The following is a 15,325-nucleotide window of genomic DNA, read 5'->3' on the forward strand; positions in this document are numbered from 1 at the left end:
TAAGGTTCATCCACGCGCGATTTGTCAGCTCATTCAAGCGGCTTGTACGGGCCTTCACGGGAGCTCCTACGCGGACCCGGGCGGCATCTTCCCGTCGATTGTGCGGCCTCAGATGAGCAGCGTGGCGGCGCGTCGCGTCGGGTGTGGCGGCGTCGAAAATCCGTAAAAGCGGGAACCTGTACGAGGAGACGACATGAAGAACGTAAGCAGGTGGGCGATGGCAGCCGTGCCCGCCGCGTTGGCGTGCCACATGGCGCACGCCCAATCGAGCGTGACGCTTTACGGCGTGATCGACGAGAGCGTGCGCTACCTGACTCATGCAAATCGGGCCGGCGATTCATCGCTCGGACTCGGCAGTGGCGGCATGACGGAGAGCCGCTGGGGCATCAGGGGCACCGAGGATCTGGGCGGCGGCTGGTCGACGTTCTTCAAGCTCGAAAACCGTTTCTACATGAATAGCGGCCAAAGCGATCCCACTTTGCCATTCTTCAATGAGGCACAGGTGGGCGTGCGCTCGGATTCCTTTGGTCAGGTGATCTTCGGCCGTCAGTACAACGTGATGATCGAGGGCGTGACCATTGGCGGTTATGGCAGCAATCTCTGGATTCCATACGATTTCAGCTTTCAGCCGGAAGTGACGATGACCGGCGGCATCTGGACCAGCAACCAGGTGCAGTATCAGGCGAAATATGCGGGTTTCCATCTCGCCGCCGGCTACGCATTCGGCGGCAACGCGGGCAATTCATACGGCAGCCAGGTGGGCGTGGCGGCCGCTTACGCACCGGGTGGCCCGTTCACGTTCGGCGGCGCGTATCAGGAGTCGAAAGATTCAGTCAATGGCGCCGCGGCGAAGGCGTGGACCTTCGGCGGATCGTACACGTGGAACATGACCCGGTTTTCCGCCGGCTATATCGTCGACCAGAATGACGCCGGATTTTCGAATTTTGCCAACGGGCCGTTTACCGCGCCTGCGCTGGCCGCGCTCAAGTACACCGATTTTTCGCGGCGTCGCATGATCATGGGCGGCATTACGCAGCAGGTCGGTAACGCCTGGCACTTCGCAGCGAACGTGTGGCGCACCCTGCAGGACGGTAAAACCGCTGCGCAGAACGGTTCAGCGTGGCAGTACCAACTGGTCGCCGACTACAACCTTTCGTTGCGCACCGATGTCTATCTGGAAGGCGACTACTCGCTGTACCGGGGCGGTTTGATCGGCGCGCAGTTGCAAGGCGTCAACGGTGTCGGGCTGGCGCAGAAGGGGAGCCAGATTGGCCTGATGGCCGGTATGCGGCATCAGTTCTGAACGCCCGATTTACGCCGACGCGCCTTCCATGCGCCGCTTCGACCGTTGCGGATCGATCAGCGTGAACCCCGTTGTGCCGACGATCAGCAGCAGCACGCCCGTTACCGCGAAGCCGATCTCGTAGCCACGCGCGTCGCCTGCCGCGCCGAGCAGCTTGCCCATCGCGACGGGGCCGATCAGTCCGGCCGTGGTGAAGATCGAGTTGGTGATCGCGAGCAAGGCCCCGCGCCGCGCCACGGGCGCGACTTCCGCGACCAGCATCGGACCGAAGGTGAACGTCTGAAGCGCCAACGCGCTGGCGAGCCCCATCAAGGCGACCTTGACGAGCGGCGGCGCGCCGAACAGCAATGCGCAGTACGCCAGTCCGCTCACCACGCATACCGCGCTGATCAACTTGCCGCGAGCTGCCTTCGACGACACGCCACGCTTGAGCATGCGATGCGAGACCATCGCGAGCGCGATGCCGATCGGAATCTGCGCCGCGACTTGCAGCGCGAACAGCCAGCCGGCCTGGGTTGCGGCGAAGCCGAGGCCGAGCCGGAAATACGCGGGCACCCAGGTGAAACCGATCGCGATTACCGCATAGGCGACAAAGCATTGCAGCATCACGCCGATGACCGTGCGGTCGCTCAGCATGTGCCGCAAGCGCAACGACGCCGCGCGAGGGACCGCCCCTGCAACGGCGAGCGCGGGTGAGGCGTTGTGCTGACGATTCCCTGTCTTGCCCAGACACAGCCACAGGATCGTCCATCCAATGCCGACCGCGCCAAGCGTGAGAAACGTTGCGTGCCAGTGCCATTGCTGCGAGATATAGGTGAGCGCGGGCCCGGCGATGATGACGCCAGCCGTTGCCCCCTGCTGCACGATAACGGTGGGAAGACTGCGCTCACGGTCGTCGAACCAGCTATAGACCACATGCAACGCGAGCGACGAGGCCGGTCCTTCGCCCGCACCCAGCAGGACGCGGCATAGCAGCAGCACGGCAAAGCTGGTCGGCCACGCGAGCGGCAACTGCGCGACCGCCCAGGTCAGCGCGAGCGCGGCAAGCAGCCATTTCATATTGACGCGGTCGGCAATCAGGCCAATGGCAATGCCCGAGAGCGAGAACAGCAGAAAAAACGCGCTGCCGACGAAGCCGAACTGACCATGCGTCAATTGCATGTCATGCATCATCGGGATCGCGACCAGTCCGAGCACGGCCTTGTCGGCGAAATTGATCAACATGAACAGGAACAGCGAGGCGACGATGACCCAGCGGCGGCTCGGCGCGGCCTCGCGTGTGTGGGCGGCCTGAAGCGGCGCCGTATCGGCGGCGAGCGCCGTGCAGCGCTTCGTGCTGCTGAGAATAGTGGGCAAGGCGTGTCTCCGTTTCTGGCGCGGGGCGCTGGGTTTTCGCCCATTTGAGGTGGTATAAGTGAATTGTTCAAGTGCATTCTCGTTATCGGGAGCTTGCAAATCATGCATGAGGTCAATTCCCGCCGCCTTGGCCATCTGATCGCGCTGGCCGAGGAAGGCAGTTTTGCGCGCGCCGCCGAGCGGGTTCATTTGAGCCAGCCGGCGCTGAGCCGCAGCATCCAGGCGCTGGAAGAGGAAGTCGGCATGAAGCTGTTCGATCGTGCCGCCCGCGGCGTCGCGATGACAGCGGCCGGGCGGCTGCTGGTGGAGCGCGCCCGGCGTGTGCTGTTCGAAACGCGTTGCCTGTTCCGCGACGTCGAACTGCTGAAGGCGCACGAACTCGGCGAAGTGCGTATCGGCCTCGGTCCCTATGCGGCCGTCGTGCTGCTGCCGGACTTGCTGGTGGAGTTCGCGCGGCGCTTTCCGAAGATCAAGGTGTCGATCGAACTCGGCGAAGGCGATGGGCTGCTTGCCAAGCTGCGGGGCGAACAGATCGATTTTCTGGTCACCGACCGCCGGGTGCCGCCCGTCACGCCCGATGTCACGTTGCAGCGCCTGCCGCGTCACGAGGGCGGCTGGTTCGCGCGGCCGGACCATCCGCTGTTTGCACGCGGCACCGTGCAGTTGGCGGCGTTGCGCGAGTTCCCGCTGGTCTCGGTGAGCTTGCCCGCGTTCATGAAAGACGCCTTGCATCGCCTGCTCAAGTATCGTGCTCACGAGCAGATTCCATTGCAGATCGAATGCAACGACGTGGCGGTGCTGAAGGACGTCGCCGCGCAGACGGACGCGGTGCTGTTCTCCACGGCGTCAGCGGTGCGGCGGGATCTGGAAATGCGGCGGCTCGCGCGCATTCCGCTCGTCAATCCGCCGCGTCTCGCACTGGAATTCGCGCTCGTGTATCTGGCCGAACGCACGCCTTCGCCCGCCGCGTATTCCGCGTTGGGGCTTGCCGAGCAGGTGATGGAGGACGCCAACCGCGCTGCGCAGGGCCTGCTGCACTCCGGCGCGCCGACGGCGTAGCGGGCGGATGGATGGCCGGCGGTGCGATTCGATGAGCGTCCCCGTGATTACCCTGGAGGCGGTTGACACAGCGGCTCCAATCGCGGACGATCCGGAATCCAGATTCCGGTTTTGCGTGAATCCTCCCTATTATCGAAGCAGCGAACCCAGACTGAACAGCGCATGACGACGACTTCACCACGCGGCCGCGAAGCGCAGCCGGGCGCCATCGCGGCGCCGCGTCAGACGCGCAGTCAGCAAGGGCTCGTTCGCATGCTGCAGGCCGGGCGCGAGTTGATCGAAGCGAGCGGCAATCTCGACGATCTGTCGATCAACGACATCGTCGAGCGCGCGGGTACGTCGATCGGCGCATTCTATCGGCGCTTCGACAACAAGGACGCCTTCTTCGATGTCCTCCAGGATGCGGCGATGGAAGCGGGGCTCGAGCACGTACGCGAGGCCGTCGAGCGTGACCCTGCCTGGCGTTCGAACGATGCGGGCACGCTTGCCGATGCGGTCATTTCGTTTTACGTCGTGACGTTCCGGCGCAATCGCGGGTTGTATCACGCGTCGCTGCTGCGGGCGTCGCAACGCAAAGCCAGTTGGGATGTCGTGAAGTCGGCCAATCACGAAGTTCTGGCAATGATGGTGCCGCGTCTCGTCACCGCATTGGCGCGGTCGCGCGGCATCAAGGCGGATCACGACACCACCCAGGCGCTCGAATTCGAAGTGCGCGCCACTTTGCAGATGATTCTTGGCATGCTGGTCAACAGCGTGCTGAACGATCCCGGTCCTTTGTCGCTGTCCAGCCGCCAGTTGCGCTCGTGGTTGCAGATCCGGCTGCGCCGTTGCCTCGGCCTCCCGGACCACTGATTTTTTTGCCCAAAAAACGGAATCGGAATTCCGGTTCTGTACGCCAGAAAACTATCCGGATGCCGCACGATTTCCACTGCGCGCCGTCGAGCCTTCAAGGAGACACTGCATGAGTTCATGTTGCCCGGAACGGGGCCGCAATCCCGCCTTCGATGCGCCGCATATCGGCGAACCGCTCGATGTCGCGTTCGACGCCGGCGTGAATCTCGCATTCACGATTGCTGCGCCGACCGTGCCGCCGCGCCTCACCGAGCACTCGCGACGCATGGCGCAGCGGATCTATCGCGTCGCCGGGCGCGTGTATTGCGCGGTCGGCTATGCAATCGCGAACATTATCTTCGTGGTGGGCGACGAGGGCATCGTGGTCATCGACACGACCGAAGCGGTGTCGGCAGCGAAACGCATCTATGAGGATTTCTGCGCGATCGATCCGCGGCACGCAAAGCTGCCGGTCAAGGCCGTGGTCTACACGCACAACCACACGGATCATACGGGCGGCGTGCGTGCTTTTGTCGACGAAGCCGCGCTCGAGGCCGGCAGCATCGAGATCATCGCGCACCGCTCGTTAATGGAAACCGTGATCAACAACGCCAATCTCGTGGCGCCGATTCTCGCCACGCGTTCGGCGTACAGCTTCGGCACCCTGCTGCCGGAGGGCGCGACCGGCAAGGTCAACGCGGGCATCGGGCCGGTTCTGATCGCCGAGCCGGCGAGTTTCTTCGCGCCGACGCACGTGTTCGACGACAGGCTCGACATCGTGCTGGCAGGCGTGCGGTTCGAGTTCCGCTATGCGCCTTCCGAAGCCGACGACGAAATCGTCATGTGGCTGCCGGACCTCGATGTGCTGCTGTCGGCGGAAGTGATCCAGGGCGAGTGTCTCGCGAACGTACATACGCTGCGCGGCACGCGTTATCGCGATCCGGTGCGCTGGTATCAGACGATCGACATGATGCGCGGCTTCAATGCGGCGCATATGGTGCCGGCGCATGGCCGCCCGGTATCGGGCGCGCAATACGTTGCCGAGGTGTTGTGCGTGTATCGCGACGCTATCCAGTTCATTCATGACCAGACCATCCGCCAGATGAACCTCGGTCTGAGCCCGGACGAACTCGCCGAGGCGATTCCCGCGTTGCCGCCTCATCTCGCGGAACATGCATGGCTCGGCGAGTACTACGGCACCGTCAAGCATTCGGTGCGACAGGTATATAGCGGTCAACTCGGCTGGTTCGACGGCGATCCGGCGTCGCTCGATCCGTTGCCGCGTGTTGAACGTTCGCGGCGCATGGTACAGATGATGGGCGGCGCAGAGGCAGTGCGCGCCGCCGTGCGCGCGGCAATGGACGAGTCGGACTGGCGCTGGGCCACGGAGTTGGCGACGCTGCTGGTGCGTCTCGACAAAACCGACAGCGAGGCGCGCAATCTTAAGGCGAGCGCGCTGCGCGAATTGGGCTATCGCACGGTGAACACCAACTGGCGTAACTGGTATCTGAGCGCGGCACGCGAGCTCGAGCATGCCTATGACGAATTGCCGTTTGGCGGCAGTTCGAGCTTCGCATCGGTGGATGTGTTGCGCGCTCAACCGCTGCGCAATGTGTTCCAGCGCTTCAGCGTGAACGTCGATCCGCAACGTTGTACCGACGTACAGATGACGCTCGCATTCCGCGTGACGGATCGCGATGAAACCTACGCGCTCGAATTGCGGCGTGGCGTGTTGCAGATTCACGAGTGCGCGCCTGCGGCGATCGACGTCCAACTCGCGCTGCAAACCGCCACTTTGTACAGTGCGCTTCGCGACATGGCGGCGCAGTTGCCGAAGTGTCTGGAGAGCGGCACAGTAGCCCTGGAGCGCGGCACGGCTGCGCAGTTGCACGCGTTTTTCGACTGCTTCGATAGGCCGGCGCGGCGGATGCCCGCACTGACCACGCGATAGAGTCAGGATAGAAACGGCGTCGCGCCACATCATGCATTGGCGCATTGCGATACGAAACACACGGAGGAGACTTGGAAAAGATATGGTTGAAGTCCTACCCGCCGGGCGTCCCGGCGGAGATCGACGCTACACGGTTCAGCTCCGTTGGCGACATGCTGGAGCAGAGTTTCGCGGCGCACGCGGCCGCGCGCGCGTTCGTCTGCATGGGGCGCGAGCTGACCTACGGCGAACTCGATGCGAAGTCGCGTGATCTTGCTGCGTGGTTTCAACGGCTGGGTCTTGCGCGGGGCACGCGTATCGCTGTGATGCTGCCGAACGTGCTGCAGTATCCGGTGGCCATGGCAGCCATTCTGCGCGCGGGCTACGTGGTGGTGAACGTCAATCCGCTGTATACGCCGCGAGAGCTGGAGCATCAGTTGATCGATAGCGGCGCGCAGGCAATCGTGCTGCTCGACACGTTCGCGAAGACGCTTGAGGCGGTGCAGGCGCATACGTCGGTCAGGCATGTTGTGCTGACTTCGATCGGCGAGATGCTCGGTGCCGGGAGCCCCGTGATCGCGGGCGATCTGCCGCCAGCTTCGTGTATCGCGCTGGACGATGCAATTGCCCGTGGTGCGGAGGCGGGCTTCACGCCGGTCGCGCTCACGCAAAACGATGTGGCCGTGCTCCAATATACCGGCGGCACGACCGGCGTTTCGAAAGGCGCCACGTTGCTGCATGGCAATCTGATCGCCAACGTGCTGCAATCGGCGTTGTGGCGCGAGCCGGTTTATCGCGAGCGCAGCGATATCAAGCAGTACATCACGGTCGTCGCGCTGCCGCTTTATCACATCTTCGGGCTGACGATCTGCGGTTTGCTGACGATGCGTTGCGGCGGCCTGGGCATCCTGATTCCGAATCCGCGCGATCTGCCCGGGATGATCAAAGCCTTGCAAGGCTTCGCGCTCAACTCGTTCCCCGGCGTGAACACGATGTACAACGCGCTGCTGAACGAACCTGACTTCAAGACGCTCGACTTCTCGAAGCTGGTGCAATCGAACGGCGGCGGCATGGCGGTGCAGCAAGCCGTTGCGCAACGCTGGCAAGCGCTGACTGGCGTGCCGATCGTCGAAGGTTATGGGCTCTCGGAAACCTCGCCGTGCGCCACCACCAATCTGCCGACGTCCACCGCATTCACCGGGACCGTCGGCTTGCCGTTGCCGTCCACGGATATTTCGATTCGCGACGACGCCGGTCGCGAAGTGCCGCTCGGCGAGCGCGGCGAAATCTGCATTCGCGGACCGCAGGTGATGGCCGGCTATTGGAACCGTCCCGATGAAACCGCGAAGGTGATGACGCCGGATGGCTTCTTCAAATCCGGTGACATTGGCCTGATGACGGAAGAAGGTTTCGTGAAAATCGTCGATCGCAAGAAAGACATGATTCTGGTGTCGGGCTTCAACGTATATCCGAACGAAATCGAGGACGTGGTGGCGAAGCATCCGGGCGTGTTCGAAGTGGTCGCGGTCGGCGTGCCGGACGCCGAGGCGGGTGAGGTGGTGAAGCTTTATGTGGTCAAGAAAGACCCGGCGCTCACCGAAGCGGAGATTCTCGCCTTCTGCAAGGAGCAGCTGACGGGTTACAAGCGCCCCAAAATCATCGAGTTTCGCAGCGAACTGCCAAAGACTAACGTCGGCAAGATTTTGCGGCGCGTATTGCGCGACGAGGTGAAAAGCGCGGGCTGAAAACGGGCGTGTCGTGTGTCCTGACTTGGGTGTCCGACATGCTGCAACGTTGAGGCTCCCTGCAGCGTGGCGTAATTCCGGGTACATTCTTGTTCTCGACACCACGCACTAGGGAGTACACGATGCGCCTGCTTCACACCATGCTCCGGGTCGGCGACCTGGACCGTTCGATTGCTTTTTACACCGACCTGCTCGGCATGAAATTGCTGCGCCGCGAGGATTATCCGGAAGGTAAATTCACGCTGGCGTTTGTCGGCTATGAAGACGAACGCAGCGGTACCGTTCTCGAACTGACACATAACTGGGACACGCCGTCGTACGACCTCGGCAACGGCTTTGGCCACCTCGCGGTCGAAGTGGAAGACGCCTATGCAGCGTGCGACAAGATCAAGGCGCAAGGCGGCAAGGTCGTGCGCGAAGCCGGCCCGATGAAGCACGGCACTACCGTGATCGCTTTCGTCGAAGATCCGGATGGCTACAAGATCGAGTTCATCCAGAAGAAAAAATGACGTAAGCGGCAGGGCGAGGACAAGCGATGAATAACAGCAATCCCTACTTCAACGAACTTGCCGACATTCACGTCGAAATTCAGGCGCTGTTTGACGGCTCCGCGGATCACGGCGCGCTGGAACGCATCATGGCGCGCTTTGCCCCGCAGTTCACGCTGGTCATGCCGTCCGGTCTCGTACTCGACCACGCGGGTCTGCGCGCGACTTTCACGAAGCTGAGCGGCGCGCGTCCCGGCTCGCAGATCACTATCCGCGATATGGAAATCGTCGCCGAGTATCCGTCGGGCGCGGTGGTGAAATATCGCGAGTATCAGCGCGACAGCGCGGGCAATGCGAACGTGCGACGCTCGACAGCGGTGCTGGAACTCGACGCACACGGCAAGGTGATGTGGCGTCACCTGCAGGAAACCTTCTGCACGGAGTAAGTGGCGGGTTTTGGAACGCCGGTGCGTCGGCTTTGGGCTGAGGCACCGGCTTCGAGGTTTCGCGGCTTTGTGCCGAAGAAAGCCCGAAGGTTCTAAAGCGTCGGCAATAATTCCGGCGGATGCGACTTCAACGTCTGCCGCGCTTCGCGGAATTCCGGGAAAATCGATTCGACCGTCTGCCAGAAGCGGGGACTGTGATTCATCTCCCGCAGATGCGCGAGCTCGTGCGCCACGACGTAGTCGATGATCGACAACGGAAAGTGAATCAGCCGCCAGTTCAGGCGGATCTTGCCGTCGCTCGAACAACTGCCCCAACGGGTGGCCGCTGAAGAGAGCGCATACGCACGATAGTTGACACCCAGCTTTTCCGCGTAGATCGCGAGGCGCTCGCCGAACAGACGTTTTGCTTCGCCCTGCAGCCAGCCTTGCACGCGATCCTTGATCTGCTGCGGATCGGCTTGCAACGGCAGTGGAACCTGCAACGAGGCTTCATCCGCATTGAACGCGAGCGTGCCTTGCGGCGAGCCGAGCTTCACACGCACCGGCTGGCCGAGATACGGCACTTCGGCACCGTCTTTCCAGTCGACCTTGGGCAGCGCGCGCTGTTCGACACGCGTTTGCCACTCGATCAGCTTCGTGAAAATCCAGCGCTGCTTTTCGGTGATCGCGGTTTCGATATCGGCGAGCGTGACCCAACGTGGTGCGGTAATCATCAGGCCGGTGCTGTCGATTGCAAACCCGATCGAACGGCGGGCCGAGCGCTTGAGCACATAGTGCAGCGTGCGCGAACCGATGGTGATACTGCGCAGCTTGGTGCCATCCGGTGCGAGCGGCACGGCCGGTTGCTGCCCGCCTTGCGAACCCGCGGACGGAGCGGAGGGTGTTGGGGACGACGACGTCGACCCCGGCTCGGCGAAGAGCGGGAGATCGAGCTGCCGGTTATCGAGCGCCACAGCGGGCTGCGACGTAGGAGACTTCTGCATCGGATTCGGCTTCGCGCAAATGCGCCTTCGAGGGCGCGGGCGCGTCAGATTGGTGCGGCGGCGGAACTGCTATCCGCCGCGCGGTACGCAGTAGGATCGATGCGACGCATTTCTGCTTCGATCCATTGTTCGACGCGCGTGTTCACTTCATCGGGCGTGAGCCCCGTCGTGTCAATCGGCTTGCCGATCGACACTGTGACTATACCCGCATATTTGAGAAACGAGTTACGCGGCCACACGCGCCCGGCGTTGTGCGCGATCGGCACGACGGGTGCGCCGGTGGCAATCGCGAAACGCGCGCCGCCGGTTTTGTACTTGCCCTGCTTGCCGGTGGGCGTACGGGTGCCTTCCGGAAACATGATGACCCAGGCGCCTTCCGCCATGCGCTGCTTGCCTTGCCGGATGACCGACTCGAACGCGTACTTGCCTTCCTTGCGGTCGATGTGAACCATCTTCAGCATGCCGAGCGCCCAGCCGAAGAACGGAACGTACAGCAGCTCGCGCTTGAACACGTAGCACAGCGGCCGCGGCATCAGCGCCGGAAACGCCAGCGTTTCCCACGCCGATTGATGCTTGGACAGCAGCACGGCCGGACCGTCGGGCAGGTTCTCGAAGCCTTCGATCCTGTAGCGGATGCCGTTCAGCCAGCGTACCGTGCGCAGCGTGGCGCGGCACCAGCCGGCTGCCATCCAGTAGCGGCTGTCGGCGCGCATGAACGGAAACGCGATGAAGCACGCGGTTGCGTACGGCACCGTGAAGAGCACGAAATAGATCAGCAGCAGCAGGGAACGGATGAAGCGCATCGGCGTGGTCTGTGAGGGTTGGGGACGCGCGTGGTGCGTGTCACTCTTGAGCGTCGGAAAGGAAGTCGAGCGCGAACGCCCGCAGGTCGTCATGCACGCGCGTGCCTTCGGGCAGTCCGCCGGCCTGGAGCGTTTTGCGGCCTTTGCCGGTCAGCACCAGGTGGGTTGGATGTCCGAGCGACGCGCCCGCTTCCAGGTCACGCATCGCGTCGCCGACCACCGGCGTATGCTGCGGATCGACTTCGAAACGTTCGGCGATCATCTTCAGCATACCGGGCTTTGGCTTGCGACATTCGCAGTGATCCTGCGCCGTATGCGGGCAGAAGAACACCGCGTCGATACGCCCGCCGACTGCCGCCGCCATGCGATGCATTTTCAGATGCATCGCATTGAGCGCGTTCATGTCGAAGAGACCGCGGCCGATGCCCGACTGGTTGGTCGCGACCGCAATGCGATAACCCGCCTGGTTGAGCCGCGCGATCGCTTCTAGCGAACCGGGCAGGGCGACCCATTCGTCCGGCGACTTGATGAACGCGTCGGAATCGACGTTGATCACGCCGTCGCGGTCGAGGATCACCACTTTTTTGGTCGGCATGGCGCGGGGCTCAGGCGGCGAGTCGGGAAATGTCGGCGACGCAATTCATCTGCTGATGCAGCGCGCCGAGCAAAGCCAGACGGTTGGCGCGCAACGCCGGGTCTTCGGCGTTGACCATCACGTCGTTGAAGAACGTATCGACAGGTTCGCGCAACGCGGCGAGCGCGGTCAGCGCGCCCGTATAGTCGCGCGCGGCGAGTTGCGATTGCACGCGCGGTGCGACCTGCTCCAGTTGCGCATGCAAGGCTTTTTCCGCCGCTTCGATTAGCAGAGTGACCTGCACACCACCGGTGACCGAGCCTTCCGACTTTTTCAGGATGTTCGAAATGCGCTTGTTAGCCGCAGCGAGCGAGGCCGCTTCCGGCAGCGCAGCGAACTCGCGCACCGCATCCAGACGCGCGACGATGTCGTCGAGGCGCGTGGGGTTCAGTGCCAGCACCGCGTCGATTTCGCCCGGCGCGTAGCCGCGTTCGCGCAGCAGACCGCGCAGGCGGTCCATGCTGAATTCGTAAATTGCCTGCGTCGAATCGGCGACACCCGGCACGGCGGCAAATTGCGCGTAAGCGGTGCGCAGCAGTTCGATCAGATCGACCGGCAATTGCTTCTCGACCAGAATCCGCAGTACGCCCAGCGCATGACGGCGCAGCGCGAACGGGTCTTTCTCGCCGGTCGGTTGCAGGCCGATGCCCCAGATGCCGACCAGCGTTTCAAGCTTGTCGGCAAGCGCGACGACGGTGCCGGTTGCCGTGGCGGGCAATGCATCGCCGGAGAAACGCGGCTGATAGTGTTCCGAGCAGGCCAGCGCAACTTCTTCCGGCTCGCCGTCGTGGCGCGCGTAGTACGTGCCCATCGTGCCTTGCAGCTCGGGGAATTCGCCGACCATGTCGGTGATCAGGTCGGCCTTCGAGAGACGCGCGGCGCGCTTTGCCAGTCCGACATCCGCACCGATCAGCGAGGCGATTGCACCCGCCAGCGCTTCGACGCGCTCGACGCGTTGCAGCGCCGAACCCAGCTTGTTGTGATAGACGACATTGGCGAGCAGCGGGACGCGCTCGGCGAGCGGCTTCTTCTTGTCCTGCTCGAAGAAGAACTTCGCATCGGCCAGACGCGGACGCACCACGCGTTCGTTACCTTCGACGATATCGCCCGGCGTCTTCGTTTCGATGTTCGACACGATCAGGAAGCGCGAGCGCAGCTTGCCGTTCGCATCCGTCAACGCGAAGTATTTCTGGTTCGTCTGCATGGTCAGGATCAGGCATTCCTGCGGCACTTGCAGGAACTCGTCCTCGAAACGGCAGGCGTAGACCACCGGCCATTCGACCAGCGAATTCACTTCATCCAGCAGCGATTCGGGCATCACGACCTGGTCGCCGTCGGCTTGCGCGAGCAGATGCGTGCGGATGGTTTCCTTGCGGTCGGCGAAATTCGCGACCACGCGGCCCTTGTGCAACAGCGTGTCGGCGTACGAATCCGCGTGCTGGATCTGCACGAGGCCTTCGGACAGGAAGCGGTGGCCGAGTGTGGTGTCGTCGGCGTCGATACCGAGCGCCGTGACCGGCACGACCTGGTCGCCGTGCAGGGTGGTCAGGCGATGCACCGGACGCACGAACTGCACGTTGGTGCCGTCCGGGCGCTGATACGTCATCACCTTCGGGATCGGCAGCTTGGCGAGCGTTTCGTTGAGCGCGCTTTGCAGGCCTTCGACGAGCGTGGCGCCCGGCGCGGCGTAGCGCAGGAAGAAGGCTTCGGCCTTGCCGTCCTGCGCGCGTTCCAGGTCGTTCACCGAGAAGTCGGGGAAGCCGAGCGCGGCCAGTTTCTTGGCGAGCGGCGCGGTGGGCTGGCCGTCTTTATCGAGCGCGACCGAAACCGGCAGCACTTTTTCGCGCACGTGTTTTTCAGGCGCGACCGCACGTACGTTCTTGATCGTGACGGCGAGGCGGCGCGGCGTGGCGTAACGTTCGAACGACAGTTCGCCTTCGATCAGGTCGCGCGCCGCGAGGCGCTGCGCAATGCCTTCGGCGAAGGCGTCACCGAGGCGCGCGAGCGCTTTTGGCGGCAGTTCTTCGGTCAGCAGCTCGACGAGCAGGGTAGCTTGATGGGGTTGAGTCATTTCTTGATGTTCTCGTCAGTCCGGATCGATCTTGCGTTCGATTTTCAGCGGCGGTGCCCATGCGGGCTTGGCTGCATCCTGTTCGTCGGTCGTGAGGCCTGGCACGCCGTGCACCGGATTGCCGAGCATCGGGAAACCGAGCTTTTCGCGCGATTCGTAGTAAGCCTGCGCGACCAGACGTGACAGCGCGCGGATCCGGCCGATATAGGCCGCACGTTCCGTGACGGAGATTGCGCCGCGGGCGTCGAGCAGGTTGAACGTGTGGCCGGCCTTCAGCACCAGTTCATAAGCGGGCAGCGCGATCTGCGCTTCGATCATGCGCTTGGCTTCCGCTTCGTAGCTGTTGAAGAACGTGAACAGCAGATCGACGTTCGCGTGCTCGAAGTTGTAGGTCGACTGTTCGACTTCGTTCTGGTGGTACACGTCGCCGTACGTCAGGCGACGCAGTTCCGGGCCGTTCGGGCCTTGCTCTTCCCACTCGGTCCAGACGAGGTCGTAAACGTTTTCCACCTTCTGCAGGTACATCGCGAGACGTTCGAGGCCGTAGGTGATTTCGCCGAGCACCGGCTTGCAATCCAGCCCGCCGACTTGCTGGAAGTAGGTGAACTGGGTCACTTCCATGCCGTTCAGCCACACTTCCCAACCGAGGCCCCAGGCGCCGAGCGTCGGGTTTTCCCAATCGTCCTCGACGAAGCGCACGTCGTTCTGCTTCAGATCGAAGCCGAGGGCCTCCAACGAGCCGAGGTACAGATCGAGGATGTTTTCCGGCGCCGGCTTGAGCACCACCTGGTACTGGTAGTAGTGCTGCAAGCGGTTCGGGTTCTCGCCGTAACGGCCGTCTTTCGGGCGGCGCGACGGCTGCACATAGGCGGCTCGCCACGGTTCCGGACCGATCGCGCGCAGGAAAGTATGGACGTGGGACGTGCCCGCGCCGACTTCCATGTCGATCGGCTGGAGCAACGCGCAACCCTGCTTATCCCAGTAGGACTGCAGTGTCAGGATGATTTGCTGAAACGTGAGCATGAAGTGCCTTTCGGGCATAGGGCCGCGCCGCAAACGCCGGAGCGCGCGGGCTGACCGTGGAGCGAAGTGCTAAACCGTAGATTTTAACGGAAAGGGAGGGGGGTGTCCGTTTTGCGGGGTGGCGGCGGCTGAGGGTGAGTGTGCAACCCGGAAGACGAAGGGGGATTTACCTCGCTCGGCGGTTCGAGGTGTGAGGGTTCGGACGGCTGACCTGGTGCTGAGATGTGAGCTGTCTGGATGCCTTCGCGGACCCGCGTGCTTATCGGCGAATGCTTTGACGCGGATCATCGATTCTTGTATTGACCAAATTTGACACAAAAGAAGTGGGCGCGGAGATTTCCTTTCGATATCGTTAAAAAAATATTAAGTAAACCTTATTTATATTTTGTGGAAGGAGATATCGATGGCCATTGAAAATACCTTCGAGCAGCCTGTTTCTCGGTTGTCTATGCCTTTGCCGTCTGGATTGCTGCGACTGCTTGGCAGATGCTGCGGAGTGATGCTTGGATTCGCTTTTGTCACACTTGCCTACGCCGACGACATCACCTACGGCTACGACGCCTTGGGCCGGTTGACGTCGGTCACCGTGTCTGGCGCCACCGCGTACTACGACTACGACGCTGCGGGCAACATCACGGCAATCCGGCGGCAGG

General features: G+C 62.7%; 13 protein-coding genes and 1 pseudogene. 8 read left to right on the forward strand and 6 right to left on the reverse strand.

The genetic code is table 11. The features are described from left to right. Positions 1-193: 193 nt before the first annotated feature. The gene (locus AC57B6_RS08985; protein ID WP_046566795.1) at positions 194-1,303 is read left to right on the forward strand and encodes a porin; all 1,110 of its coding nucleotides are present in this window, start codon (positions 194-196) and stop codon (positions 1,301-1,303) included. Between the two features lie 9 nt (positions 1,304-1,312). On the opposite strand, the gene AC57B6_RS08990 is transcribed toward AC57B6_RS08985, so the two are convergent. Continuing rightward, complete coding sequence (locus AC57B6_RS08990) at positions 1,313-2,659, reverse strand: MFS transporter (RefSeq protein ID WP_406867920.1); 1,347 nt, start codon at positions 2,657-2,659, stop codon at positions 1,313-1,315. 102 nt (positions 2,660-2,761) lie between these two features. Between AC57B6_RS08990 and AC57B6_RS08995 the strand changes: the two genes are divergently transcribed. From AC57B6_RS08995 to AC57B6_RS09020, 6 genes are all read left to right on the forward strand, one after another. Beyond that, a complete protein-coding gene (locus AC57B6_RS08995; protein ID WP_042276263.1) occupies positions 2,762-3,718 on the forward strand; it encodes a LysR family transcriptional regulator in 957 nt (318 codons plus the stop codon). 162 nt (positions 3,719-3,880) lie between these two features. Next, positions 3,881-4,570 carry a TetR/AcrR family transcriptional regulator gene (locus AC57B6_RS09000; RefSeq protein WP_496421009.1) on the forward strand — a complete coding sequence of 230 codons (690 nt, stop codon included), beginning with the start codon at positions 3,881-3,883 and terminating at the stop codon, positions 4,568-4,570. A gap of 109 nt (positions 4,571-4,679) precedes the next feature. Beyond that, complete coding sequence (locus AC57B6_RS09005; protein ID WP_496421010.1) at positions 4,680-6,500, forward strand: alkyl sulfatase dimerization domain-containing protein; 1,821 nt, start codon at positions 4,680-4,682, stop codon at positions 6,498-6,500. A gap of 71 nt (positions 6,501-6,571) precedes the next feature. Continuing rightward, entirely contained in the window at positions 6,572-8,224 is a 1,653-nt protein-coding gene (locus tag AC57B6_RS09010) for a long-chain-fatty-acid--CoA ligase (RefSeq protein WP_496421011.1), read from the forward strand. A 122-nt stretch (positions 8,225-8,346) separates the two neighbouring features. Further along, positions 8,347-8,733 (forward strand): lactoylglutathione lyase, encoded by a 387-nt coding sequence (gene gloA / locus AC57B6_RS09015; RefSeq protein ID WP_028198884.1) that lies wholly within the window; start codon positions 8,347-8,349, stop codon positions 8,731-8,733. A gap of 26 nt (positions 8,734-8,759) precedes the next feature. After that, entirely contained in the window at positions 8,760-9,158 is a 399-nt protein-coding gene (locus tag AC57B6_RS09020; RefSeq protein ID WP_028198883.1) for a DUF4440 domain-containing protein, read from the forward strand. A gap of 92 nt (positions 9,159-9,250) precedes the next feature. Here the strand turns inward: AC57B6_RS09020 and AC57B6_RS09025 are convergent, their stop codons facing one another. From AC57B6_RS09025 to glyQ, 5 genes are read right to left on the reverse strand one after another with little or no spacing between them, the layout of a single operon-like run. Continuing rightward, positions 9,251-10,141 carry a M48 family metallopeptidase gene (locus tag AC57B6_RS09025; RefSeq protein WP_496421012.1) on the reverse strand — a complete coding sequence of 297 codons (891 nt, stop codon included), beginning with the start codon at positions 10,139-10,141 and terminating at the stop codon, positions 9,251-9,253. A 44-nt stretch (positions 10,142-10,185) separates the two neighbouring features. Then, on the reverse strand, positions 10,186-10,944 hold the full coding sequence (locus AC57B6_RS09030; RefSeq protein WP_028198881.1) for a lysophospholipid acyltransferase family protein: 759 nt from the start codon (positions 10,942-10,944) through the stop codon (positions 10,186-10,188). Between the two features lie 40 nt (positions 10,945-10,984). Continuing rightward, entirely contained in the window at positions 10,985-11,539 is a 555-nt protein-coding gene (gene gmhB, locus AC57B6_RS09035; protein WP_028198880.1) for a D-glycero-beta-D-manno-heptose 1,7-bisphosphate 7-phosphatase, read from the reverse strand. Between the two features lie 10 nt (positions 11,540-11,549). Next, the gene (glyS, locus tag AC57B6_RS09040) at positions 11,550-13,649 is read right to left on the reverse strand and encodes a glycine--tRNA ligase subunit beta (RefSeq protein ID WP_106355353.1); all 2,100 of its coding nucleotides are present in this window, start codon (positions 13,647-13,649) and stop codon (positions 11,550-11,552) included. A 15-nt stretch (positions 13,650-13,664) separates the two neighbouring features. After that, entirely contained in the window at positions 13,665-14,672 is a 1,008-nt protein-coding gene (glyQ, locus tag AC57B6_RS09045; RefSeq protein WP_081833198.1) for a glycine--tRNA ligase subunit alpha, read from the reverse strand. A 403-nt stretch (positions 14,673-15,075) separates the two neighbouring features. Between glyQ and AC57B6_RS09050 the strand changes: the two are divergent. Continuing rightward, positions 15,076-15,325: pseudogene (locus AC57B6_RS09050) on the forward strand (hypothetical protein); the annotation flags it as partial.

This window comes from Paraburkholderia sp. BGA-UO-ETr-F12 (assembly GCF_059567945.1).